This window comes from Pseudomonas sp. B414 (assembly GCF_055408445.1).
Map to the genome: position 1 here is coordinate 1 of NZ_JBUZTQ010000035.1, position 22,684 is coordinate 22,684.

General features: G+C 54.0%; 21 protein-coding genes and 1 tRNA gene. 13 read left to right on the forward strand and 9 right to left on the reverse strand.

Annotation, left to right across the window (positions count from 1 at the left end):
* Nucleotides 1-250: 250 nt before the first annotated feature.
* Nucleotides 251-919, reverse strand: coding sequence for a hypothetical protein (locus tag ACZRMH_RS21490; RefSeq protein WP_464015184.1), 669 nt, complete (start codon nucleotides 917-919; stop codon nucleotides 251-253).
* Nucleotides 920-1,076: 157 nt separating this feature from the next.
* Between ACZRMH_RS21490 and ACZRMH_RS21495 the strand changes: the two genes are divergently transcribed.
* Together ACZRMH_RS21495 and ACZRMH_RS21500 are read left to right on the forward strand one after the other, a co-directional pair.
* The gene (locus ACZRMH_RS21495) at nucleotides 1,077-1,277 is read left to right on the forward strand and encodes a hypothetical protein (protein ID WP_464015185.1); all 201 of its coding nucleotides are present in this window, start codon (nucleotides 1,077-1,079) and stop codon (nucleotides 1,275-1,277) included.
* Between the two features lie 493 nt (nucleotides 1,278-1,770).
* Nucleotides 1,771-3,456 (forward strand): ATP-dependent nuclease, encoded by a 1,686-nt coding sequence (locus ACZRMH_RS21500; RefSeq protein ID WP_464015186.1) that lies wholly within the window; start codon nucleotides 1,771-1,773, stop codon nucleotides 3,454-3,456.
* Nucleotides 3,457-3,979: 523 nt separating this feature from the next.
* Here the strand turns inward: ACZRMH_RS21500 and ACZRMH_RS21505 are convergent.
* The 3 genes from ACZRMH_RS21505 to ACZRMH_RS21515 all read right to left on the reverse strand — a co-directional run bounded on the left by ACZRMH_RS21505 (nucleotide 3,980) and on the right by ACZRMH_RS21515 (nucleotide 6,957).
* Nucleotides 3,980-4,498: a hypothetical protein gene (locus ACZRMH_RS21505; protein WP_464015187.1), complete on the reverse strand. Its 519-nt coding sequence runs from the start codon at nucleotides 4,496-4,498 to the stop codon at nucleotides 3,980-3,982.
* A 199-nt stretch (nucleotides 4,499-4,697) separates the two neighbouring features.
* Nucleotides 4,698-5,108, reverse strand: coding sequence for a hypothetical protein (locus ACZRMH_RS21510; protein ID WP_464015188.1), 411 nt, complete (start codon nucleotides 5,106-5,108; stop codon nucleotides 4,698-4,700).
* An 892-nt stretch (nucleotides 5,109-6,000) separates the two neighbouring features.
* The gene (locus ACZRMH_RS21515; RefSeq protein ID WP_464015189.1) at nucleotides 6,001-6,957 is read right to left on the reverse strand and encodes a tyrosine-type recombinase/integrase; all 957 of its coding nucleotides are present in this window, start codon (nucleotides 6,955-6,957) and stop codon (nucleotides 6,001-6,003) included.
* Between the two features lie 51 nt (nucleotides 6,958-7,008).
* Here ACZRMH_RS21515 and ACZRMH_RS21520 point away from each other — a divergent pair.
* Nucleotides 7,009-7,079 (forward strand) — tRNA-Val (locus ACZRMH_RS21520).
* A 145-nt stretch (nucleotides 7,080-7,224) separates the two neighbouring features.
* Here ACZRMH_RS21520 and ACZRMH_RS21525 read toward each other — a convergent pair.
* Nucleotides 7,225-7,551, reverse strand: a complete 327-nt coding sequence (locus ACZRMH_RS21525) for a DUF2388 domain-containing protein (protein WP_464015190.1) — start codon at nucleotides 7,549-7,551, stop codon at nucleotides 7,225-7,227.
* A gap of 478 nt (nucleotides 7,552-8,029) precedes the next feature.
* Between ACZRMH_RS21525 and ACZRMH_RS21530 the strand changes: the two genes are divergently transcribed.
* On the forward strand, nucleotides 8,030-8,698 hold the full coding sequence (locus ACZRMH_RS21530; protein WP_464015191.1) for a DUF3313 domain-containing protein: 669 nt from the start codon (nucleotides 8,030-8,032) through the stop codon (nucleotides 8,696-8,698).
* 72 nt (nucleotides 8,699-8,770) lie between these two features.
* Here ACZRMH_RS21530 and ACZRMH_RS21535 read toward each other — a convergent pair whose 3' ends face one another.
* Nucleotides 8,771-8,977: a hypothetical protein gene (locus tag ACZRMH_RS21535; RefSeq protein WP_464015192.1), complete on the reverse strand. Its 207-nt coding sequence runs from the start codon at nucleotides 8,975-8,977 to the stop codon at nucleotides 8,771-8,773.
* A 154-nt stretch (nucleotides 8,978-9,131) separates the two neighbouring features.
* Nucleotides 9,132-9,680 (reverse strand): TetR/AcrR family transcriptional regulator, encoded by a 549-nt coding sequence (locus ACZRMH_RS21540; protein WP_464015193.1) that lies wholly within the window; start codon nucleotides 9,678-9,680, stop codon nucleotides 9,132-9,134.
* A gap of 162 nt (nucleotides 9,681-9,842) precedes the next feature.
* Here ACZRMH_RS21540 and ACZRMH_RS21545 point away from each other — a divergent pair, with 162 nt between their 5' ends.
* The 3 genes from ACZRMH_RS21545 to ACZRMH_RS21555 all read left to right on the forward strand — a co-directional run bounded on the left by ACZRMH_RS21545 (nucleotide 9,843) and on the right by ACZRMH_RS21555 (nucleotide 12,571).
* On the forward strand, nucleotides 9,843-10,625 hold the full coding sequence (locus tag ACZRMH_RS21545) for an SDR family NAD(P)-dependent oxidoreductase (RefSeq protein WP_464015194.1): 783 nt from the start codon (nucleotides 9,843-9,845) through the stop codon (nucleotides 10,623-10,625).
* 14 nt (nucleotides 10,626-10,639) lie between these two features.
* Nucleotides 10,640-11,647 (forward strand): NADP-dependent oxidoreductase, encoded by a 1,008-nt coding sequence (locus tag ACZRMH_RS21550; RefSeq protein ID WP_464015195.1) that lies wholly within the window; start codon nucleotides 10,640-10,642, stop codon nucleotides 11,645-11,647.
* Nucleotides 11,648-11,731: 84 nt separating this feature from the next.
* The gene (locus ACZRMH_RS21555) at nucleotides 11,732-12,571 is read left to right on the forward strand and encodes an AraC family transcriptional regulator (protein WP_464015222.1); all 840 of its coding nucleotides are present in this window, start codon (nucleotides 11,732-11,734) and stop codon (nucleotides 12,569-12,571) included.
* Here the strand turns inward: ACZRMH_RS21555 and ACZRMH_RS21560 are convergent.
* Complete coding sequence (locus ACZRMH_RS21560) at nucleotides 12,568-13,155, reverse strand: LysE family translocator (protein ID WP_464015196.1); 588 nt, start codon at nucleotides 13,153-13,155, stop codon at nucleotides 12,568-12,570. The two genes, ACZRMH_RS21555 and ACZRMH_RS21560, sit on opposite strands and share 4 nt — an antisense overlap.
* 182 nt (nucleotides 13,156-13,337) lie before the next feature.
* On the opposite strand from ACZRMH_RS21560, the gene ACZRMH_RS21565 reads away from it, so the two are divergent.
* From ACZRMH_RS21565 to ACZRMH_RS21590, 6 genes are all read left to right on the forward strand, one after another.
* Nucleotides 13,338-13,895 carry a helix-turn-helix domain-containing protein gene (locus tag ACZRMH_RS21565; RefSeq protein WP_464015197.1) on the forward strand — a complete coding sequence of 186 codons (558 nt, stop codon included), beginning with the start codon at nucleotides 13,338-13,340 and terminating at the stop codon, nucleotides 13,893-13,895.
* 22 nt (nucleotides 13,896-13,917) lie between these two features.
* Complete coding sequence (locus ACZRMH_RS21570) at nucleotides 13,918-15,264, forward strand: glutamine synthetase family protein (RefSeq protein ID WP_464015198.1); 1,347 nt, start codon at nucleotides 13,918-13,920, stop codon at nucleotides 15,262-15,264.
* A gap of 356 nt (nucleotides 15,265-15,620) precedes the next feature.
* The gene (locus ACZRMH_RS21575) at nucleotides 15,621-17,408 is read left to right on the forward strand and encodes an NAD(P)-dependent oxidoreductase (RefSeq protein WP_464015199.1); all 1,788 of its coding nucleotides are present in this window, start codon (nucleotides 15,621-15,623) and stop codon (nucleotides 17,406-17,408) included.
* 29 nt (nucleotides 17,409-17,437) lie between these two features.
* On the forward strand, nucleotides 17,438-18,253 hold the full coding sequence (locus ACZRMH_RS21580) for a hypothetical protein (RefSeq protein WP_464015200.1): 816 nt from the start codon (nucleotides 17,438-17,440) through the stop codon (nucleotides 18,251-18,253).
* Between the two features lie 20 nt (nucleotides 18,254-18,273).
* Nucleotides 18,274-19,332 (forward strand): linear amide C-N hydrolase, encoded by a 1,059-nt coding sequence (locus ACZRMH_RS21585; RefSeq protein ID WP_464015201.1) that lies wholly within the window; start codon nucleotides 18,274-18,276, stop codon nucleotides 19,330-19,332.
* Between the two features lie 19 nt (nucleotides 19,333-19,351).
* Nucleotides 19,352-19,540: a DUF6124 family protein gene (locus ACZRMH_RS21590; RefSeq protein WP_464015202.1), complete on the forward strand. Its 189-nt coding sequence runs from the start codon at nucleotides 19,352-19,354 to the stop codon at nucleotides 19,538-19,540.
* A 577-nt stretch (nucleotides 19,541-20,117) separates the two neighbouring features.
* On the opposite strand, the gene bamA is transcribed toward ACZRMH_RS21590, so the two are convergent.
* Nucleotides 20,118-22,484, reverse strand: coding sequence for an outer membrane protein assembly factor BamA (bamA, locus tag ACZRMH_RS21595; protein ID WP_464015203.1), 2,367 nt, complete (start codon nucleotides 22,482-22,484; stop codon nucleotides 20,118-20,120).
* Nucleotides 22,485-22,684 lie beyond the last annotated feature (200 nt).

A 22,684-nucleotide genomic window follows, 5' to 3' on the forward strand; every position in this document is an offset into this window, starting at 1 on the left:
GGAAAGAAAATCTGGCAGGCCAAGATGATCAACTGAATTTGACCTGACAGTCATGACCGCAAATCCGGTAACTGTCAGATCAAGTCTGAACTTCTACATATCATCTCATGTGCATCGAGTTCAGACGTCGACGTCTGGAGTGCTATATTCCAATGTGCAAATGCTATACTTTCTATATCCGAGCGTAATTCCCTCAACTATTGTGACGCCTCCTGCTGTTCGTTCGATTCTCTCTCTTATCCGAGCGTAATTAAACTCCAGCAGATCTTGGCGGAATATCTGCCTCACCTTCGTGGTACGAATAGGCGAAGTCCACTTCGAACTGTAGCCCCTGACGTATTGTCGGGTTTCGGTCGAGGTAGAGTTCCATGCCGTCAAGGGCGAACCTTGCACACTGGCAGACTCTTCGTGCTTGCTGATCGCTCATCATGCATAAGCCTTTAAGCCGAATCACATGCTTCACAATCTCGGTACTGATCTCGCTGAGCAAGCAAGCTCGAAGTACATGTGATGGATTAACGTTCAACTTGCCACCACTGATGCCGCCAGCAACCGTACATGCACCAAAGACGTAATCATCAATCCATCCTCGGCGGTCATGATGGGCTACCCTTAAGAGACTTGCGTACTGATTCACTCGTACTTTTGGCTTAGGCCCGCGCTTACTGCGTTGAGCATCAAGATCAATAATGCCATCGGGCAAGGTTACAACTTCTATCTCGGGGGCGTCAGGTCGTGGAGCGGGGTCAAGTTCATAGCTCAGGTATGACGCTAGGGGTTGATCGACTTGGGGCAGTTCGTAATCGTAGGGGGCGTGGGCAAACACTTGGGTAGTGTAGCTTCCCAGAACTTCGCTGGTAGCTGGGTCAACAATGAATCCATCAATATTATGGGTGCGTTTACGTGCAATGTGCTGCATGGATAGTTCTCCTGTTCAGTTCATTTAAAGGGCGACTCCTATTGGGTAGTGCCGGGTTGGGTTATTAAATCGCGGGCACAGACACTCTCCACAGAATGTGCGAAGACGGCAATGCCCTCGTTACGGGCTGCATATTTGTCAGGGAAAGGCGACTCTAATGTTTTTTCAAGCACTCAATAGCACGAGTGATGACGTCGCCAACTTCGATGCCTTCGGCCCTGCACTCTGGGGTGAGGACGTTCTTGATGTAGGACATGAAGTGACGAAGGAGTCCGCGCTCACGGGCGGTGGCGGGTCTGCCAAATATGGCCAGTTCATTCTCTCTACGGGCAGCATAGGCAGTTATAGCTCTCGCTGAACGGATAGCGGAATCATGCTTCGCACGGTTCAACGTAGCTGCATCGGGCGCAGTGAGACTAGGGCTAGGGCTTCTGGTAATACTGGGATGGGTCAGACTGGTGCTGCGAGGGGGGCTCTGGCGAGCGTTATTGCGGGCGATTTCGATGTTCTCACGGGTGTTGCGGGCTGCTGCGGTCATATGGTTCTCCTGGAGTAAAGTTCAATGTCATGGCGTTACCTTCAATTGGGTTGGCGTTGATTGCCGGTGGTTGGTGCTGGCGGATGCTAGCGGTTATCTGCCTTGTCAGAACAGGGCATGCATACTGCCTGAAGTGTTTCTGTGTGTCAATATATTGTTGGTGTAAGCCAAAATCTCCGAGCTCGGCTTGTTGTCGTCAACAAATTGACAGATCTACCTGTTGCGAGAAACATCGTGAAATGCATACCATGTAAATGGTAGTGTAAATAATATACTAAACATCCATCTAGTCACCACAAACACGCGAGAGCTCATGCTCACAAAACTAACGTTCATGGCCGGGTCCACCCCGCAGAAAGAACCTCTTGAGATACAACTATCTCCAGTTACGATTTTTGTCGGGCCAAACAATAGTGGTAAATCTCGAGCGCTAATCGAAATCGAGAACAGCATAAGAAATAGTAGTTCTCGCGAGGGCTTGGTTACTAAATCTATCGAGTTTGAAGGCTGGACAGAAGATGCTTTTCGCGAAGAGCTTTCCAAGATCAAGATCAAACCGCACGCTGACGAAAAACTCCACAGCAATGAGCATATATTAGTTTCTAAGCTAAGCCCGCAGCATAATACCGCTAGCAGGATACAGTTTCACGAGAGAGCCACGCTGAGCGAGGCATGCAACCCAAATAACAGTCGTAATCATTATTCACAGTATTTAAACCTTTTTACGTTACGGCTCGATGGTAACAGCCGATTAGCATTAACTAATGATCAGTCGGCAGGAGACCTGCAACAAACACCTCACAACCACTTGGCCCATCTATTTGTGGATAACAAGGCCCGAGAGGAAGTTAGGCGTATTGTTTATGAAGCTTTCTCCCAGTACTTAGTCGTAGACCCTACAAATATTGGAAGCTTACGACTTCGGCTTTCTCCCCGACCACCAGTAGATGAGCGAGAAGAAAAAGGCTGGGATTCTACCTCAGTAGCGTTCCATGCTAATGCATCGTTACTAAGAGACGGTAGCGACGGCGTTAAAGCTTTTGTAGGAATGCTTACGACTTTAATTGCAGGTGAGCCTAAGATCACACTAATTGATGAGCCTGAAGCGTTTTTGCATCCATCGTTATGCTCGCGTCTAGGTAAGGAAATAACTTCTGCATTGACCGGTACTAACCGCAGGCTTTTTGTCTCAACGCATAGTGCAAGTTTCTTGATGGGATGCGTCCAGGGTGGAGCGCCTATAAATATAGTTAGGCTAACGTATGACTACTCTACGGCTACAGCTAGACTGTTGCCAAAGGAAAAGCTAACTCCGCTAATGCGAAATCCCTTATTGAGGTCGGTAGGGGTTCTTAACGCACTATTTTATAGCGCAGTTATAGTTACAGAGGCAGACGCCGATCGAGCGTTTTATCAAGAAATTAATGAGCGACTCTTACAAGCCAAGGATCCTCGCGGGATTGAAGGGTGCCTATTCCTAAACGCACAAAACAAACAAACCGTTTGGGATATCGTTCATCCACTGAGGGAACTAGGTATACCGACAGTAGGGATTGTGGATATTGATGTATTAAAGGAAGGTGGAGCAGTTTGGAAAAAGCCGATGAATGGCGCTTTTGTACCACCCTTAAATCATGAACCACTGAATTCGCTCAGAAAAGCCTTATATGACGCGTTCAATGCGACCGGAAAGAATATGAAAACCGCAGGAGGTGTTGAAGCATTGCCCTCAAGCGAGAAAGAAGCGTGCCTTGGTTTCTTTTCAACTCTTGCAGAATACGGAGTCTTTGTTGTCCCGTGTGGTGAAATTGAAAGCTGGCTAGCACAGCTAACCGTTACAAGAAGCAAAGGCTCATGGCTAACATCCATTTTTGAGGCCATGGGGGAAGACCCCGCTTCGCCAAGTTATGTTCGTCCATCCGAAGGCGATGTGTGGGACTTCATCGGCTCCGTAAAAAGCTGGGTAAGCGATCCATCACGGAAGGGGGTTCCGGAGTAATAAGCATGTAGCCTCATTACCGCATCTCGAAGGTACGCCGAACACAATGTTTGGCGTTAGCCTTAGTCGATCAATTTTCTCTCTCAAGCTCTTGCAGCAAGCTCTAAAATTGATACTTACCCTTTGAAGATTTAAGCACTACGAACATGATGTTCATTCAGGCATTTAAGGTATTGCTGTAAGGACTTCCTCATTTAGTTCATTTCTCTGGTAGTGTGAGCACCCAGCTGTTAGCAGGAATAACAAGCATCTCCACTGGCAACTGGCAACTGGCAACTATGTGACATGTGTTCGGGATGTGTCCGATTGTATGCAGTCACAGCCTCAGTGATTTGTTTGTCTGTGTAATCTTCCGAAGACATCATCAGCGTGATTGCCTTGTTGCCGCTATCAGTCTTCACAGACTTAGAGAGTGATGCTCGTGCATCCACTGGCTCATAAACTTGTGGTTGATTCACCCACTGTGGCAGCGGGTTGGTCGGGTCATACTTTTGCATTAGGATTCTGGTTGTTGCCTCTAACATTACTTAGCTCCCTTCAAGGCGGCTCTTACTTCGGCTTCAAGTTCAGCTTCAAGTGCCTCATCGGCTGCCTTCACCGCTTCTTCACGTTCTTTCAGCACTTGGGTCTTGCGTTGGGCAACTGTGGCAGTAATGATTGCCTCATTCGCCTTCTCGACTCGTGCACGCAATTCGTCTTCAACCTCCCTAAACACAAAAGCCCAATCGCCCTGAATCTCCGTCTCTGGCTTTAACAAGTACACGAAGTGCTCGATTCCGTAACTTGCAGCCTCTGTGTCACATCGCTTGTAGCCCTGTGAGACTTTCTCAAAAACAAGATTAAGAGGTGTGTTAATACCCGTAGCGGTGAATTCAACTTGTGCACCCCGGTATAACTTTCGTGGAAGGTTTCCGTGGCGATCTGGTGTAGCACCGAAGATCACGTCGTGTCGACCAACGCGGCTAAGGTAATCGCGTTCAGCAGCGGCTCTACACTCAGCGATCATTTGCTTTGTTACTGTTGTTAGTACGGTGTTTGTCATATGTGTTTCCTCTCAATAGATGTATGTCTGCCAGAATGTGGGAAATAGTTGTTTGCCAGCCAGATATAGGCTGTGATGTGGCGATAATTGGGTATTTGGTGCTGGTAGTACGTGGCGTGTAACCGTGGAAAAATGGTATCTGGGGTAGCCCATAGGTTTGCCAGTTTTATAACCATCTGAGGCAGCAAGTAGGCGTGGATCAAGGACGATATTTAACGATGTATTCTCGTGCCACTGTAATCCCCAGACAGAACTTAAAATCCAAATCCCATGCGTTGGCACTTGGATGTGATTCAATCCAACAGCGAATTTTCTCTTCGCGATTCACGGGCTTGTAAACAGCCTCTTCGCGGTATCGATTACGCTGGACTGTTGCACTACCTGTACGACCGCTTGAAACTTGATCAGACACATGCGGACTTCGTGACATGAGTTCGCCAATGTCCATCAGCAGGTCTGGGTTTTTCTGACAGTATTTGTAGTAGGCGGTTAGAGACTTCTCAGATGCCAGAACAAATCGGGTGAGCCTGGTATCGGCGGGTGAGTAGCTGGTACTAACTACAGATGTGATCAGGTTGGATGGAGCGTTGACGACAAAGTATATTGCCATGGTGGTAAGTTCCTTTTCATAGTGTTTTGGTTGTCCTCCTTTAGGCGTGGATGAGTGTGTATGTGTATTAACGAACTGGGTTAGGCCAGTGCATCTTCACCGCAAACAGCGGCACCTGAAGTTCTTAGCTAATCTGCTCTGGTGTCATTCGCCCGCAATGTCTGGTGATGTAAGCCTTCAGGTATTCAAGTGAATCCTGTTTCTTCTATTCATTCTTCATCTGTTTGCTCCTCCGATTGTGGTGGGTTGATTGTGTCGAGGTTGATTAGATTGCGTTTCTTCGAGCGGTGGAATTCTTTGTTACATGTCTGCGAGCAGTACAACGCTCGCTGAGTCTTACTTGGGAATGGCGTGCAGCAGTGCTTACATGGCCGAATTACTACGGCCACAAGTTCTCCTTTGGAAATGGGGTGGAACGAACAAGCGAGCAAAAGAAAACGCATAACAGGTGCTAGCCTCTTATGCGTCTTAAGTTCACGCGATGTCTAGATGTATGTGTGTTGCGAAGTTGTTGCCGATGAGTTGAAAGCCTACAATTCTTGAACGCTACGGCGGGAACGTCGATGGATCATTAGCCCATCTACCGAGTTGCAGCCAACGTTACCCTGCGGAACGTGAGAAACCCTATGGGCGGCTGTTCGGCCTGTATGAAAACGGCCAGTACCGAACGTAAGTCAGAGTGTTTTGTTTCTCTGCCCTATACGATATTTTACCATTATCTTCGGGGCTTGTCTATAGTTGGCACGCATAATGCTTGATTAAGCGGATGTTTGATTTGTTGCTGTCACTTTGTTGTGGCGGCACCAACAACGACATATTGGCAGTGGTGCGTGCTCGCACATGGGCAAACTGCCAGCCGGATAGTAGGCTGGCAGAAGGCGGTTAGTGAGCATCAATCGATGAGATGAAGCACGTCCCTGACATTCAGATGGGAGTATCGCGCTACGGATCGAGTGTCTCGGTGTCCCGATACAATCATGATCTGAGCGTTGTTGAATCCCTTTTTCGCGACGTTCGTGATTCTGGTGTGTCTGAGTTGGTGAAGTCGAACGCTACTGTCTAAGCCTGCCTTTACGCGTGCCAAGCGCACAGCCTGAGTTACGGCGTGCGGTGTAACCGTAAACACTTGGCCGTTCGGGTGGCGTCCCACAGTGGCCCACAGTTGGGCAAGTTGGAGAATTTCAACAGCCCGGTGGGTGAGGGGGACTGACCGTGTGCCGTTCTTCCCGTCGATTACATCGGCAATGCGATCTTGGAGGTGTAGGCAGTCTTTCGTCAGCTTCAAGATTTCAGATCGTCGCATGGCTGTTTCATACGCCAGTTCTACAATGAGCTGCATGGTGGGAGACAGTTTGGCCAGTAGTAACTCAAGCTCGTTCGCACGGATTACCTTTTCAGAGGATCTGTCTGGTTTTGGTAGCGCAATGTCACTCACCGGGTTGTGAATGTTGATCAGCAATTCGCGCTTTGCGAATCGGTAGAATCGAGACATGAAAGCGAGCTGTATCCTGCACGTTGAAGGTTTCACCGTCTTCAGTCGCATGATTTTGAAGTCGTTGATCATCTTTGGAGTGATGTCTTGGATTGGCTGGGTGAAATGTCTGCCGAGGTGCTCAACTACTTTTAGTGCGTGTTGGTAGCTACCTTTACCTTTGAGCATGGTTTCGCAGTAGGTCATGCCCAGCGTGTAGATGGTGTGGTGCTTGCGATCCATCGTCACGGCTTCAATCTGGCTAGCCCATGACTCTGCTTCAGCTCTGGTGCTGAAGGTTTTGGATTGGGGAGATTTACCTTTGACTCGTACCTGAGCGTTCCAGTTGCCGGATGGAAGTAAGCGGAAATTGGCCATTTTTAACGCCTAATAATGTGAATGGGCGTTCTGTGAAACCCAAGAGCACCAAGGCTTGCAGCTTGCTCAAGCAGACCTTGACATGGTGGGGGTCGTTGGTTCGAGTCCAATCGCGCCTACCAAACAAAATCCGCTCTGCTGGGCGGTCTAGAAGGGCTCACCGAAAGGTGGGCCCTTTTTTGTTGTCTGCGATTTGCAAAACTTTTGCAAAACTTTTGCAAAACCCCCACCTCAGAATGAATCGCCTCTGGTTTCGTAGACCCTGGATCAGAAAGACGCCGCAATGGCCTGTGCAAGTTGCTGATCAGTCATTAACGGCTGACTGTAAGTCGCTCTGTAGTAGCGGCAGGCCTGTTCAAACTCCGCTCCGCGGATCTCGCCATTCGAGCCAACAAACGCCAGGGCGTCACCTTTGGCCGACTTGAAAAGATCAGGAATGCTTGATGTAGCCGCCGTGGCTCCGGAGATGATCACCGCCGGAATAATGGTGGTGATCATGAGTGCAGCCTGGAACGGGTTATTGTTTTCGGCAGCCAGGGCTTGAGGGCTGATCGACGCCATGACGACGATCACAAGAGTCTTCCATGAATCCATTATTGATATTTCCACGACCTTTGGCGGGTCGCCACCATAGCAGAGCTGGGGGTCGATTGAGGCGGGCGACAAGCCTGTGGAGTATATTTCGCCTCTATGCGCCCGCAATCTTGCGGCTCCATTCGCATGGGGGTGTGATCTGGCCAGATCACATTCCGATGCGACCTCTTGTAAGGGATCGGGCAGTTAACGACAGGCTGTCGCGGCGCTGGTTGTTCATTAGTGCTGTGCTGTTTTGTGCAGCCCTTATCGATAAGTGAAGCTCGGCCACGCCGATTTGCACTGCTATGTGCAGATTTTTTTGCATGAAGCGACCTTTGCTCACCGTGCCGTTACCAGCGCATTTATTTCAGCCAGGAAACAAACCGGACATCAGCCAGCAAAAGCGCTCGGGCAAACTGCGGGTCATTCACTTTGGGGCTCCCGTTCGAGCACTTGAGTGCCCCCCTAAAAACATCGTTCCTGGAACTCCTGTTCAATGCGAAGAATTCTCTCGCTGGCGCTGCTGGCTGCTATCTCCATTTTGCTCAGCGCTTGTGCCAGCAAAACTGTCCCGCCCGAAGAGTATTCGGGGTTTCTGTCTGACTACAGTCAGTTGCAGGAAAAGGACTTGTCATCCGGACAGACCGTGCTGTCCTGGGTAAGCCCGACTCTGGATCTGAGCCATTACTCCGGTGTGTATATCGAGCCAAGCCAGATTTATCCGCAGGTGCTGCCGACCGAACGCGGCCCCCAGTCCACGCTCTCGGCCGTGACCCGTTATTACGATGCCGCGCTCAAGCATGAGTTGGGTAAGGTGATGAAGGTTGTCGCAACGCCAGGGCCTGATACGTTGATCGTCCGGCCAGCCATTATCTCGATGTCGGCCAAAACCCAGGGCCTGAGGTTTTATGAGTTGCTGCCTGTAACGCTGTTGGCTGCCGGTGTCAGTACAGCCACTGGCATACGTGACCAGGACAGCGAAATCAGTACCGAGATCGCGGTTATAGATGCGGTTGATCACAAAGTGATGGCACAAGTAGTGCGCAAGGGGACGGGGCTTACCCTGGAAAATGATGCGCAGGTCATGACGCTGGATGATTTCAAGCTGGTGCTCGATGGCTGGGCACTGGATATGCGTCGTGAATACTTGTCCAGCCGCCATTAAGAGCCGGTCAGGTGTTTTTTCGGAGCTCGCCGCGAGGCGGGCTTTTTTGTGTCTGCGATTTGCCTGGTACCCTCACACGATTTCTAGTGCCGCCTGAATCTGATCGGCGTACTTGTTCAAGTTATTCATTTCCGTTTGCAACTGACCGGAACTGGCTGAGTTCAGAACCTTGGCCTGGATCAAGGTCAAGGCAGCTGCCACAGCCAATTCACGCCTGCCCTCGGGGCTTGCGGCACCAAAGGGGGTATCGCCCCTGAGGTTTTTGAAATGCTCAGACATGATGCTCTCCTTATTGTTGCGGGATTGATGCCTGCCATTACCGGCAACCGGTAATAACTAAAGTTTAGGGCAGGTTTGCCAGAGCGCATCTTTTAGGGCCTGAAAGCTGCCGGGTAGACAGGTTTTGCCTAAAAACACAGAGCCTCGGCAGCAGCTACAAGTCTTCATGCTCCCAAGGCCCGACAATTTCCTTACGGCACACTTCAATAATCTCATCGGCCAGCGGCGAGTCATCCGGGCAGGCACGGGACAGCACAATCGCACCAATGGCATGGGCCATGCTGTCGATCAGCTTTGCCCGCATCTGCGGCGACTCAACCCCCGCCAGCAGGTTTTCCAACCCTTGGGCAAAGGCGGCCTTGACCTCTTCGGGCTGACGCGCAGCATCCCCGCACAGGGCGGCCATGGTGCAACCAGCTCCCGGAGCATCACGGTGCTGACGGGTCAGATACTGATCAAAGAACCCGGCAATCCCCTTGCCCGCACTGTTCTCCAGTGATTGCGCCAGCCCGCAGGCAGCCGCCTCTGCCATCAGGTCGGCCTTGGAGCCGAAGTGCTTGTAGAACCCTCCATGGGTAAAACCCGCCTCGGCCATCAGGTCAGCCACACCCACACCATCATAACCACGCTCGCGAAACAGCCTGGACGCCGTCTCGACGATATGCGCCCGGTTTGCTTGTGCCTGTGCCTTGGTGACCTTCATCGTGCGTTACCTCGTTCAAACCGCTGAAAATCTGGCACCCAATATACATTGATGTTGGTCATAATCAAAAATCTTGACGACTTAGATTATGATCATCATCATAAAGTCTCGTTGATCGACATGCCGTATTCCGCGGTGTGATTCTTCTGAGAGAGCGCCTCCATGACCCTTCGTTCATCTGTTCTTATCACCGGTGCTTCCAGCGGCATTGGTGCAACCTACGCCGAGCGCTTTGCCCGCCGTGGCCACGATCTGGTGCTGGTGGCCCGTGACCAGGCCCGGCTGCAAACCCTGGCGGCACACTTGCGTCAGGAGTACCGCATTGGCGTCGATGTGCTGCCCGCAGACCTGACCCGCTCCAGCGACCTGGAAGCGGTAGAAGCACGTTTACGTGACGACTCGAAGATCGGCATCCTGATCAACAATGCTGGCGTGGCCCAGTCGGGCGGCTTTCTTGAACAGAGTGTGCAGAGCCTTAACACCCTGATTGCGCTCAACACCACAGCACTGACCCGCCTTGCCAGTGCCATTGCACCGCGGCTGGTGCAGGCTGGCGAAGGTGCCATCGTCAATATCGGTTCGGTGGTGGGGCTGGCCCCGGAATTCGGCATGTCGGTCTACGCTGCCACCAAGGCGTTTGTGCAGTTGCTGTCCCAGGGTTTGAGCCATGAGTTGTCGGCCAGGGGCGTCTATGTACAGGCTGTGTTGCCTGCCGCCACCCGTACCGAAATCTGGGAGCGGGCAGGGATTGATATCAATACCCTGCCTGAGGTGATGGATGTGGGCGAGTTGGTCGATGCGGCGCTGGTCGGCTTCGACCGCCGTGAACTGATTACCATCCCGCCGTTGCACGATGCCGCGCAGTGGGATGCACTGGATGGTGCCCGTCAGGCTCTGCTTGGGGATTTGCGCATGGGCCATGCTGCCGAGCGTTATCAATCTTGATTGAAGGGGTTGTTATGAAAGCCTTTTTTATCGACGGTTACGGCAAGAACACAGGGCGAATCGGGCAGTTGCCCGACCCGCAGATCCGACCTGATCAGGTACTGGTCCGGGTGCAGGCAGCAAGCGTCAATCTGCTGGACTCAAAAAATCGCAAGGGCGAGTTCAAACTGATTTTGCCCTATCGGTTCCCGCTGGTGCTGGGCAATGATCTGGCAGGGGTGGTAATTGCTGCAGGCAGTGATGTGCGCCAGTTCAAACCGGGGGATGAGGTTTACGCACGTCCCCCGCAGGAGGCGATTGGCTCTTTTGCCGAACGGGTTGCCGTGTCCCAGGATGCGCTTGCACTCAAACCGGCCAACCTGGACATGGAACAAGCGGCGTCCATTCCTCTGGTGGCCCTTACGGCCTGGCAAGTACTGGTTGAAACTGCCCGCCTGAAAAAAGGGCAAAGGGTACTTATTCATGCCGGCTCGGGCGGCGTGGGCAGTATTGCCATTCAATTGGCCAGGCACCTTGGCGCATATGTGGCCACGACCACCAGCACCCGTAATATGCAATGGGTTAAAGCGCTGGGGGCAGACGTCGTGATTGACTACACGCAGCAGGACTTTGAAACCGTGCTGCACGACTACGATGTTGTACTCAACAGCCTGGGCGCGGATATTCTCGAAAAATCGCTCAAGGTGCTCAAGCCTGGAGGCCAGCTGATTTCCATCTCTGGCCCGCCAACCCCGGAGTTTGCCCGGGCGCAGGGGCTGTCCTGGGGATTGCAGCAAGTCATGCGCCTGTTGAGTTATGGCATCCGCCGTAAAGCCGCTAGAAAGGGAGTGAATTACTCGTTTGTGTTTATGCGGGCCAACGGCGAGCAATTGAGTGAAATCAGCAGGCTGATTGAGTCCGGGGTGATCAAGCCGGTAATAGACCGCGTATTTGCATTCGACTCGACAGCCGAAGCACTGAGCTACGTCGAAGCAGGCAGGGCAAAAGGCAAGGTGGTCATACGTGTTGCATCTGATAGCTGAGAGTGACGCTGGCAAGTGCTAGGCTGCTGAACAACAAAGGGCATGAACTTTTTTATGGCCCCTTATTCTTTTGGTCCCGACACCATGCCCGCAAGCACCGTTTGCATCGACACAGGCTGCGCCACGCCAAAGTTCTGGAGGGACGCGCAGTTGCCCTTTATCGAGGCGCGTGCAATCGCCGATGGGCGCAAGGTCTGCTATGCACGGCACTCCCACGAGATATTTTCCATCGGTGCAATCACCTCCGGCTGCTGCACTTACCTGCACGAAAAAACCAGCCACAGCATCAGTGCAGGTACGGTGGTACTGATGAACCCCGGGGATGTTCACGCCTGTAATCCGGTAGAAGATCAGCTCTGGTCCTACGTGATGCTATATGTCGACGCACAGTGGCTGGCGGGCATCCAGCAGGGCTTTACTGAAGAGACGGGCGGAATGTTCCAGCCCATTGCGAGCACTCACACGCAATCCACTGCCTTGTTCCACGGCCTTACCGGCTTGTATGCACAGTTGGTCAGTCCGCACCTTGAGGTGTTGGCCAAGCACGAAGCAGCGATCCTGTTTTTTACCGCGATGCAGCAGGCCCTGGGCAGTTCGGTTGCGCTGCGCAAGCCTGTCAATGTACGGGTGGAGCGTGCCGCCGAGTATATCGACGAGCATTTTTTGCGCACGATCCGATTGCAGGACATCTGTACCGCCGCCAGCCTGTCAGAGGCTTACCTGATTCGGGCCTTCGAGCAGCATTACCATATGACGCCCCACGCCTATTTGATCAATCGACGGATTCAGCACGCGCAGGCGCAGTTGCGCGAAGGTGCGTTGATCGCCGATATCGCCCAGCAGACCGGCTTTGCCGATCAGGCGCATTTCCAGCGGGTGTTCAAAAAATACCTGGCGGCCACCCCCGGGCAGTACAAGGCTTAAAACCACAGCAAGGACACCGCGCACCCTGCCAGCATGGCTGCCATGCAGCGGTTGAACTGGCGGATGCGCCTTGCGCTGCGCAGGTAACGGCTGAGGAACGCCCCGGTATAGGCCCAGCAGGCCACGGACAGGTAACAGACCACAAAATAGATCAGCGCAAACGACCAGATCAGTGTGGCTTCGCCACCGGAAACAAACGCGCCCATACCCGCGACCGCCGCCAGCCAGGCCTTGGGATTGAGCCACTGCATGGCCGCGCCGTTCCAGAATGACGGTTGTTGCGCGCCACCTGCAAAGTCAATCCGACCGTTATCCATTGCCAGCTTCCAGGCCAGATACAGCAGAAATGCCATACCGGCCCAGCGAATCAGGTCGGTCAGTATCGGCCATTGCTTGAGCACTTCATGCAGGCCAAAACCGGTAAACAGCAGCAGCACGACAAAACCGATCGTAGCGCCCAACACATGGCGCAGGCTGGGGCCCAAGCCGAACTGCATGCCGGAACTCAGGGCCACGACATTGACCGGCCCCGGTGAAATGGAGGCTGCCAGGGCAAATGCCGCCATCGAAATCAACACGCTCATCGTTATGGTGCTCCGTTTTATGGTTGTGCCTTGAGATTAATGAGCATGCCCAGCGGCGTATTGAACAAAACTGCCCTGTGCAGAGGGCGGTGATGGCACCGCGCAGATTTGCCTTGCGTTGGTGAAATTTAGACTGTAGTTTTTCATGAAATTAAATGATTTAAATTTCACGGCGCCCCGTAATGAACAAGCAAGAAGAGATGGCCGCACTGGCGATCCTTATCCACGACCTGCGCAAGCACAAGAAACACACCCTCAAGGAACTGGCCGACAAAATCGGTCGTTCGGTGGGTTTTTTGTCTCAGGTCGAACGCGGTTTGTCGCAGCCCACAGTGGCTGACCTGACGGCGATCAGCGAAACCCTGGGTGTGCCGACCACCTATTTTTACAGCCTGCCCAAACCCAAGCAGTTGCCCTGGGTTACCCGCCCTGACGAGCGCCGTACCTTGTATCTGGGCAACGGGATTACCGACATCCTGGTCTCGCCGAAAATTCGCGCGTCATTCTCCATGCTCGAAAGCCTGCTTGAAGCGGGTGCCAGCAGCGGCGAGCGGTCTATGACCGACAGCTCGGAGCAGGGCGGTTATGTGATCGAAGGGCAATTGACCCTGTGGCTGGGTGACGACGATGAACCCGCCACCCTTAATGCCGGGGACAGTTTCCAGTTCGACAGCCACACCCGCTGCCGCTACGCCAACCTGACCCAGCAGCTCACGCGAGTGCTGTGGGTCTACACCTGATAACAACAAAGGAATGTCCAAGATGGATGCTGCGAGTTCTGATCTGCTGGCCGAAGTGCGCACTTTTCGCCAACGCAACCCCGAGGTGGGTTACGTCGACCTGATTTCCCTGGATATCCCCGGGCATTTCTACGGCAAGCGCTACCCCATCGACATGCTGGAAAAAGTAGCGGCTGGCAGCGTGCTCAAGCTGCCGCAAAACTGCGTGCTGCTGGGTGTGCAGGGCGGGTTGTTCAAGATTGGCGATTACTGTTTCAACGATGGCGACCCGGATGCGGTACGCCGCCTGGTGGCGGGTACGCTCAAACCGGTGACCTGGGAAGGCAAGCCCCTGGGGCAGATGCTGATCACCTCCGACGGCACCGAAAAACCGATTGTCTTCGAGCCCCGCGAAGTGCTGGCCCAGGTGCTGACCCGGCTGGCGCGCAAGGGGATTCATCCGGTGGTGGCATTCGAGCTGGAGTTCTACCTGTTCGACAAGCAACTGCGTGATGGCTTACCGCAGTTCCCCCGTGATCCGTTGAGCGATGATGCTGACGACCAGCCCAATATGCACATCGAGCGCCTGTCACGCTTTGCGCCTGTGCTGGACGAGATGGTCGAGGCCGCTCAGGTGCAGGGTATCGATGCCACTGTGATCACTGCTGAGCTTGGCCCGGGCCAGTTTGAAATCAACTTCGGCCATCTCGATGACGGTTTGCGTGCAGCGGACTGGGCAGCACTGTTCTGTCGCAGTACCCGCGGAGTTGCGCTCAAGCACGGCTATCGCGCCAGCTTTATGGCCAAGCCCTATCTGCAACATCCGGGCAGCGGCATGCATGTGCATGTCAGCCTGTACGACGCGGGTGGCAATAACCTGCTGGCGGGCAATCAGCAGCAAACCCTGCGCCACGCTGTCGCCGGGTGCCTGGAGTTGTTGCCGGCCTGCATGCCGATATTTGCCCCGAACCAGAACGCTTTCCGCCGCCTGGGCGGCACGACCAATATCGCCAGCAAGGCCAGCTGGGGCTATGAAGACCGAGATGCCTGCTTGCGCATCCCTGAGTCGGACGTGAAAAACCTGCGGGTCGAATATCGCCTGGCGGGGGCCGATGCCAACCCGTATCTGGTGCTGGCAGCGATTCTGGTGGGGCTGGAGCACGGGCTTGAAGCGGGCAAGGAGCCGATCCTGGCGCTTAACGAAGACCGCAGCAGCGGCATTGCTTTTCCGTTGGAAATGCTTGAGGCGGTACGGGCCATGCAGCACCAGCCGCAACTGCGTGAAGGTTTGGGCGCCGAGTTTGTCGATGTGTACTGCGAGAACAAGCGTCAGGACCATCTGGCCTTTATGCAGGAAATCAGCGCCCGGGAATATCGCTGGTTTTTGTAAGGGGCTTCCTCTCAATACTTGTTTGGCGCCATCATTGGCGCCTTTTCCCGTGGTCGCTCATGCCGATGCTCGTTACCCTGCGAAGGGTTTTGCACTTGAGTTGATCTTTAATAAATATTTCTGAAATTTCAGAAGCGTCCTACATATCTGATTGTTAGTTCCTGCTAGCCTGAATTCAATTGTTGCATTGGGTGGCGCTGTTAAGTTAGGGGTTAAACATGGAGTGGTTCAATAATTAACTAAGTACTTTTATACTTTAGGCCGCCTGTGAGCAATTAAAGCAGGGTGCAAGTTGTTCGGTTATAAATACTTCTTTTCGCAAGTGCTAAAGTTTGCTTTCGTAACGCCCCAACTCTATGACGTTCCTTTCTCCGGGGCATCAGCAGGTCAGAATTGTTGGAGATAAAGCTATGACGCTCTCTTGCGTTCCGCCAGTCGCCGCATCACTCATTGCCACAACCGAAACTATTCTGCATATAGCCCCTGTGTCGAAAGGCTGGAAAGCAGAAGCCCCCGGTAACGTCGTGTTCTTTCCCCCGACATTAACCAAACAAGCTCTGCTGATACAAATCGGACTCCTGCGCCCCTCAACGATCATTGTTGCAGACCAGGCCATCGATGCAGACATCATTGATCAATGGCGTATATCCCACCCGTTTGGAGACCTCTTTCTGGTTCGCAGGGGTACCAGCCTGGACAAGGTGAGGCTGGACCTGTGCGCACGCAACCATATCAGGGTGGTCAATACACCAGGGGTCAACGCGCCGCATGTTGCTGCCTATATTCTGCATTGGCTGACACTGGCCGATGGCTCCATACCCTCTGATATCTGTGTAATGGGATACGGTAATGTGGGTAAAGAGCTTGTAAAGCTGCTGCTTGATCGACATCCAGATATTCGGATCAGGGTCTTGGCCCGACACGGTCAAATTGCAGACAGTTGCGCTAAAGCCTTTCCCGATAGCCGAGTGTCATTTGTGGTGGACTGGCACCAAGCAATGCAGGGCGCTCAAGCTGTCGCCGTATGCTTGTCCCTGAATGCTGAATCCGCTCATCGCATTGATCAGTCGCTTATTCAATGCATGCAAAAAAAGGCTCGCCTGGTCTGTGTCGCCAAGCCGGATGTTTTTAGCGATGATGCTTTGCAGGCCCTGGCATGGGCAGAAGATATCCAGCTTGTACTGGACTACGGGCCGGTGACCCTGGATGGGTTCAGGATGCGCACCCAGGTGCTCGGCTGCAGCACGTGCACCTGGTGCAAGCCCGCAATGCTGACCACTCAGGCAGCAACCAGCGAAGCCTGCAATTGCGACCTTGACTATGCGGTGTCGGTTCAACTGAGTTTGCTGGGCTTGCGCGGCCTTGTCAGGCGCAAGTTGGCACAATCATTGACCCTCCCTGCTCAGCGGGTTGATGCCGGTGCGCCCCGGGTGTCGATCATCGGCAGAGGTATCAATGGCCTGCTTCAGGCCGTGATGTGCCGCCTGGCAAACTATCAGGTCACTGTCTATGGTGGCGATCAGGAGAGCGAAGGGGCCAGTCACAAAAATGTGAACATGCGTCATTTATCAGCAACGGAGACGACCGCAAAGCCGCTGCATAACGGCTACCTGCTCTCTGGAAATCAGTGTTTGGCCGTTGAGTGCAATCGCGCAGGCATAGAGCTGTTTGAAAAGCTTCTGGCCGACAATCCATCGTTGGCACCCTTTGCGCAATCGCATTATGGGGGCCCCCGGATCGCTCCGGCTGCTGATGTATCGAGCTACGATCTGAACTTTCTCCAAATAAAGGATGAGATAGTGGTGCTGTTGCAACTCTCCGGAGTTCAGTTTCTGCCTCAGTATCCGAGTCGTTCCCAAATTGCTGACCTGAGCAGAACACATTTCGTTGTCACTGCCATGGGGGTAGAGCAAACAGAGGTAGTTGCCCGGCCCGGTACCTTGGATGGCATTTCTATAGTCCACTGGTCTGCATACAACTGTATTACGGCCGAGGCAACTTATGATTTTGGCACAACACAGGGATTAGTGTGGGCCTCTTTGGTCCAGGAGCTCATCCAGGCTAGAGCCTGTGCGCTTTTGGGGGAATATTATAAGGCTGCACCCGACAGCTCATCTTCAGGAGATACCTGCTATACCTACTGATCAAATCCAGGGAGCGGCTGATCAGCACGATGAGAAAGCAGACCTTTACCACGGCATCAGCGGCCTTGCCGCTTTTGTTGTTTTTGCAGATGGCCCACGCTGATGATTCTGCAATCACAGCTAAAACCACGGACTCAGAGTGGTTGCTGCTGGCCAGCCCCTTTGTCTGGGCACCGTCCATGAGCGGGCAGGCGGCGCTCGGCGGGGTCAATACCCACGTCGATGTCCCGTTCTCGGAGGTTTTAAATAATCTGAGTTCCGTCTTTATGGGCAATCTGGAACTGACCAATCGCACCCTGGGCTTTTATATCGACGGCGTCTACGCCAAAACCGACCAGTCCGAAAGAGTGTACGGGCGCAAGATAGGCCTGGCGATTACCCAGACCACCGTTGCTGCCGGGGCCTATTACCGTGTGTATGAATACGCGCTGGGTGGCGCCACGATTTTTGGCGAACCGCGCACCTGGCGTGTCGAGCCCACCGTAGGTGTGCGCTGGACCAAACTGTCGACAAAACTGGATATCGATTCTGTCGGTTTCAGCACCAAGAAAAAAACCGAGTGGACCGACCCCTTCGTGGGCGTGCGCATGCAGGCCGACCTGAACGATCGCTGGACCCTCTCCGGCGAAACCGATACCGGCGGGCTGGATACCTCCTCGAAGAAAACCTGGAATGCCCAAGGCTATCTTGGCTACCGCATGTACCTTGCAGACCACCCCACGATCATCCGTGTCGGCTATCGCGTGCTGGCGCAGAGCTATCGCACCACCGACTTTACCGGCAATAAATTCAAATACGACGTCACCCAGCGCGGTCCGGTGCTGGGCCTGTCCATGCGCTTTTGATCAGCAGAAGGAACAAGGGAATGCAACTGCTCAAACACAGCCAACATCTGGCCCTGGCACTGGCAGGGTTTATCTTCGCACTACCGGTTGCCAATGCCTGTACCCGCCTGGTGTATCTGGGTGACAACGACACGGTGATTACCGCGCGCTCCATGGACTGGAAAACCGATGTGGCGACCAACCTGTGGATCTTCCCCCAGGGCATGCAGCGCACAGGAGAGGTGGGGCCGGGCTCGGTTAAGTGGACGTCCAAATACGGCAGTGTGATTGCCACCGGCTATGACATTTCAACCACTGACGGGGTCAATGAAGCGGGGTTGTCGGCCAACCTGCTATGGCTGGTCGAGTCCGAATATCCGCCGGTCAATAAAGACAAACCGGGGCTGAGCATCGCGGCGTGGGCCCAGTATGTACTGGACAACTTCAGCAGCGTTGCCGAGGCGGTCGATGTGCTCAAGACCGAGCCCTTTACCGTGGTCACCGCCAATGTGCCGGGTGAGAGCCGTCTGGCCACTCTGCACCTGTCGATGTCGGATGCCTCGGGTGACAGTGCCATTATCGAGTTTATCGATGGCAAGCAGGTGATTCACCACGACCGCAGCTATCAGGTCATGACCAACTCGCCCGCCTTCGATGCGCAACTGGCAATGAATGCCTATTGGCAGTCCATTGGCGGCACGGTGATGCTGCCCGGCACCAATCGTTCGGCCGACCGTTTTGCCCGGGCGTCTTTCTACGTCAATGCGGTGCCTAAAACTCAGGACGCACGCCTGTCGCTGGCCAGTGTGTTCAGCGTGATTCGCAACGTTTCCGTGCCCTACGGCATCACAACCCCCAGTGAGCCGAACATCTCCTCGACCCGCTGGCGCTCGGTGATAGACCATAAACAGGGCCTGTACTTTTTCGAGTCGGCCATTACACCCAATACGTTCTGGGTGGACTTGAACAAGATCGACTTCTCCAAGGCCACTGGCGCCGTTAAAAAACTCGACCTGGGCCCGGACCAAAGCACCATTTATTCCGGGGAGGTTTCAAGCCGTTTTCAGGTCACCCCTCCATTCAAGTTTGAGGGAGCGTAAAGCGGCGCAGGGGATAACCGTGTTTTGCGTCGTGCTCAAGCACCAGGCGGATCTCAACCCGTTGGCCCAAGGCGCGGGCGCTTCGGCGAGTGAGGCGGGGAATGGTTTGAGCGGGGTGCAGCGCGATCTGGTGTTGTCGGTTGTGCATTTGGTGGAGCTGGCCAAGGCGTATGTCGACAAGTCGCTGGACGGTCTGGCGATGCACTAAGCAGCACGCGCCTGGGGCAGCAGGCGCGTCATTTATACCGGCCGTATTGATGCCCTTGTTAATGCGTTCGCGATTGACGAAAAAAATGTCGGCATCAGGGTGCCGGAACAGCGAAGCTCTTTCCTTTTTAGACTACCCAGGACGCAGCAAGAACGCTCGCAGTGGTTTTGGTTACTACATCGTGACCTGATACCCGAAGCGCAAAGCCAGTAGGACACTGGTGGGTCAGGTGGTATACGCGCCAAAAGCTGCGCTGAAATTAAAAAAGGCGTCCATAGGACGCCTTTCAGGTGTTATTGAGGAGTAGTCGCAGCGGTTCTTTAGCTCCCGGCATTAATGCCTTGGGTTCAGAATCCGATCATCTGGCTGATCGTCACTACTTCAGAGAAACCCGTCTTCTCTGCTGCCAAAATGCGGGGGGATAAAACGGGTACCCAGTCCCGCCGTATGCGCGATTGCAGTCCTCAAGTAAAAGATTATTCCCCTGTTATTGCCCCGTCAAGTCTCAATAGCAGCGTCCCTGGAGGCTACATACTGGCCATATGTTCACCTCACTGTGTAAAGCTCGGCAGTGCGATTAAAACGTCTGCCCCATGGAGAACTGGAATACCTGTGTTTCGGCGTCATCGGGTTTGCGGATCGGTAACGCCAGGTTGACGCTCAACGGCCCCAGCGGGCTGTACCAGGTGACCCCGACACCCACGGAACTGGCCATCTGGCTAAGGTCTACGCCGTCGCAACCGGTAGTGGTGCTCAGGTAGCATTTGTTCGAGTACACGCTGCCCACATCCCAGAACAGCGAGGTGCGCAGGGACTTGTTGTCTTTGACAAAGGGCATGGGGAACAAATATTCGACCCCGCCGGTGATCATGATATTGCCGCCCAGGGCATCGGTGTCGCGGTCGGAGTAGTAGGCTTGCCCGGCGCTGGAGTAGGTGCCGGTGGCCGGGGTGTTGCGCGGGCCAAGGGTGCCGCTTTCAAAGCCGCGCACCGTGCCTTCGCCACCCGCGGTGTAGTTTTCATAGAAAGGCAGGCCATCGGTGGAGCCGTAGCTGTTGCCGTAGCCCAGCTTGGTATGGAAACGCAGTGAGGTGGCCGCGCTGACCGGCAGAAAGGTCTGGCCGGTGTAGTCGATCTTGTAAAAACTCAGGTCGCTGCCGGGTACTGTCACCATCAGGTTGAGGTTCTGCGAGTAGCCGCGGGTGGCCAGGATGCCCTTGTTCAGGGTCGACTCGGACCAGCCGAGGTTGGCCTTGAAGTTGGTGAACTCCTTGCCTTCACGATCGATAAAATCGTAGATCTCGTCGGCGCTGTAGGTGCCGGGCTCTATGCTGTCGTGTTGCACGGTCAGGCCAAAACTCAAGCGCGACGTCTCATTGATCGGGTAGCCAAGGGTGGCGCCAGCGCCATAGCTGTTGATTGAGTAGTACGACACACCATCGTCGTAGTAATCGTTGTAGTCGGTTTTGTTGTAGAAGGCGTTGTAGCCCAGGCTGACGCCGTCCTTGGTGAAGTAGGGGTCGGTAAAGCCGATGTTGTATTTGCTCTGGTACTCGGAACGGGTCAGGCCCAGGCTTGCGGAGTTGCCCGTGCCGAGAAAGTTGTTCTGGGTGATCGAGCCACCCAGGATCAGGCCGGCGCTCTGGGCAAAGCCGACACTGGCGGTGATGGAGCCGGAAGACTGCTCCTCGACGCTGTAGTTGACGTCAACCTGATCGTCTACACCGGCAACGGCCGGTGTCTCGACGTTGACTTCCTTGAAAAAGCCCAGGCGCTCAAGCCGCGTTTTCGACTGGTCGATCAGGTAGGTTGAGGCCCAGCCACCTTCCATCTGCCGCATCTCGCGGCGCAACACCTGATCTTCGGTCTTGGTATTGCCGCGAAAGTTGATGCGGTTGGCGTAGGCGCGCTTGCCCGGGTCGACCACGAATTCGAGGTCCACGCTGTTGCCGTCCTTGCTTGGGGTTGGCACTGCGTTAACGTTGGCAAAGGTATAACCCTCATTGCCCAGGCGGCGGGTGATCAGCTCCGAGGTGCTGGTCATCAGTTTGCGTGAAAACACCTGGCCCTTCTGCACCAGCATCAGTGCCTCGAGCTGTTCCTCAGGGACTTTCAGATCGCCCCGCAGCTTGATATCGCGTACCTGGTATTTCGCGCCTTCGTTGATATTGACGCTGATATAGACCTGCTTCTTGTCCGGGGTGATCGACACCCGGGTCGAGACAATTTCCATATTGATATAGCCGCGGTCCATGTAATACGAGCGCAAACGCTCCAGATCACCGGACAGTTTCTCGCGGGCGTACTTGTCATCGTTTTTGAAAAACGACAGCCAGTTGCTGGTCTTTAGGGTGAACTGGTCGTCCAGTTCGCTCTGCTCGAAAACGCTGTTGCCCACCACATTGATATGCTTGATTGCTGCCACTTCACCCTCATCGATCCTGATTTTCAGGCCGACACGATTGCGCGGCTGGGCTATGACCTCGGCCTCCACCGAGGCCGAGTAACGGCCCTGGGCTACGTACTGGCGCAGCAACTCATTACGTACGCCTTCGAGGGTGGCGCGCTGGAATATTTCACCTTCGGCCAGCCCCGATTGTTTGAGACCCTTCATCAGGTCATCGGTTGAGATTGCCTTGTTGCCTTCAATATCAATGCTGGCCACGGACGGTCGCTCGACCACCGTGATTACCAGTACATCGCCATCACGATCCAGATGAATGTCCTGAAAAAAGCCGGTCTTGAACAGTGCGCGGGTGGACTCCACCAACCGCCGGTCATCGGCCTCTTCGCCGACATTCAACGGCAAGGCGCCGAACACGCTGCCTGCGGAGACACGCTGCAGGCCGTTGATACGGATATCGGCAATCTTGAAGCCTTGGGCATGGGCCAATATGGCGTTGAGCAGCAGTGCAACCGAGCAGAGCAGGCGCGCAAAATTCATTTAGATCTTTATCCAGAACACATCGACAAGCAGCACAAGCGGGCGCGGATATGGCTCGACACGAGGTCATACCGCAAGGCAGGCAGGCTGGTGGAGGTCCAGCTTAAAAGTTCGCGGCGTATGGTGCGGTTAACCGAGTGTCAAGTTAGGTAAAGGTTGGTCGCAGGCAATGACGCTGCGGGTTGCAAGGACGATAATGC

Bases quoted from the DNA above. Each gene is read 5' to 3' on its own strand.
- ACZRMH_RS21515 (WP_464015189.1), bottom strand. From the start codon at position 6,957: ATGGCCAATTTCCGCTTACTTCCATCCGGCAACTGGAACGCTCAGGTA.
- ACZRMH_RS21560 (WP_464015196.1), bottom strand. From the start codon at position 13,155: ATGAGCGTGTTGATTTCGATGGCGGCATTTGCCCTGGCAGCCTCCATT.
- bamA (WP_464015203.1), bottom strand. From the start codon at position 22,484: ATGAATTTTGCGCGCCTGCTCTGCTCGGTTGCACTGCTGCTCAACGCC.
- ACZRMH_RS21535 (WP_464015192.1), bottom strand. From the start codon at position 8,977: ATGTCTGAGCATTTCAAAAACCTCAGGGGCGATACCCCCTTTGGTGCC.
- ACZRMH_RS21585 (WP_464015201.1), top strand. From the start codon at position 18,274: ATGCAACTGCTCAAACACAGCCAACATCTGGCCCTGGCACTGGCAGGG.
- ACZRMH_RS21575 (WP_464015199.1), top strand. From the start codon at position 15,621: ATGACGTTCCTTTCTCCGGGGCATCAGCAGGTCAGAATTGTTGGAGAT.
- ACZRMH_RS21495 (WP_464015185.1), top strand. From the start codon at position 1,077: ATGTTTTTTCAAGCACTCAATAGCACGAGTGATGACGTCGCCAACTTC.
- ACZRMH_RS21505 (WP_464015187.1), bottom strand. From the start codon at position 4,498: ATGACAAACACCGTACTAACAACAGTAACAAAGCAAATGATCGCTGAG.
- ACZRMH_RS21530 (WP_464015191.1), top strand. From the start codon at position 8,030: ATGCGAAGAATTCTCTCGCTGGCGCTGCTGGCTGCTATCTCCATTTTG.
- ACZRMH_RS21565 (WP_464015197.1), top strand. From the start codon at position 13,338: ATGAACAAGCAAGAAGAGATGGCCGCACTGGCGATCCTTATCCACGAC.
- ACZRMH_RS21510 (WP_464015188.1), bottom strand. From the start codon at position 5,108: ATGGCAATATACTTTGTCGTCAACGCTCCATCCAACCTGATCACATCT.
- ACZRMH_RS21540 (WP_464015193.1), bottom strand. From the start codon at position 9,680: ATGAAGGTCACCAAGGCACAGGCACAAGCAAACCGGGCGCATATCGTC.
- ACZRMH_RS21580 (WP_464015200.1), top strand. From the start codon at position 17,438: ATGAGAAAGCAGACCTTTACCACGGCATCAGCGGCCTTGCCGCTTTTG.
- ACZRMH_RS21550 (WP_464015195.1), top strand. From the start codon at position 10,640: ATGAAAGCCTTTTTTATCGACGGTTACGGCAAGAACACAGGGCGAATC.
- ACZRMH_RS21570 (WP_464015198.1), top strand. From the start codon at position 13,918: ATGGATGCTGCGAGTTCTGATCTGCTGGCCGAAGTGCGCACTTTTCGC.
- ACZRMH_RS21545 (WP_464015194.1), top strand. From the start codon at position 9,843: ATGACCCTTCGTTCATCTGTTCTTATCACCGGTGCTTCCAGCGGCATT.
- ACZRMH_RS21525 (WP_464015190.1), bottom strand. From the start codon at position 7,551: ATGGATTCATGGAAGACTCTTGTGATCGTCGTCATGGCGTCGATCAGC.
- ACZRMH_RS21490 (WP_464015184.1), bottom strand. From the start codon at position 919: ATGCAGCACATTGCACGTAAACGCACCCATAATATTGATGGATTCATT.
- ACZRMH_RS21555 (WP_464015222.1), top strand. From the start codon at position 11,732: ATGCCCGCAAGCACCGTTTGCATCGACACAGGCTGCGCCACGCCAAAG.
- ACZRMH_RS21500 (WP_464015186.1), top strand. From the start codon at position 1,771: ATGCTCACAAAACTAACGTTCATGGCCGGGTCCACCCCGCAGAAAGAA.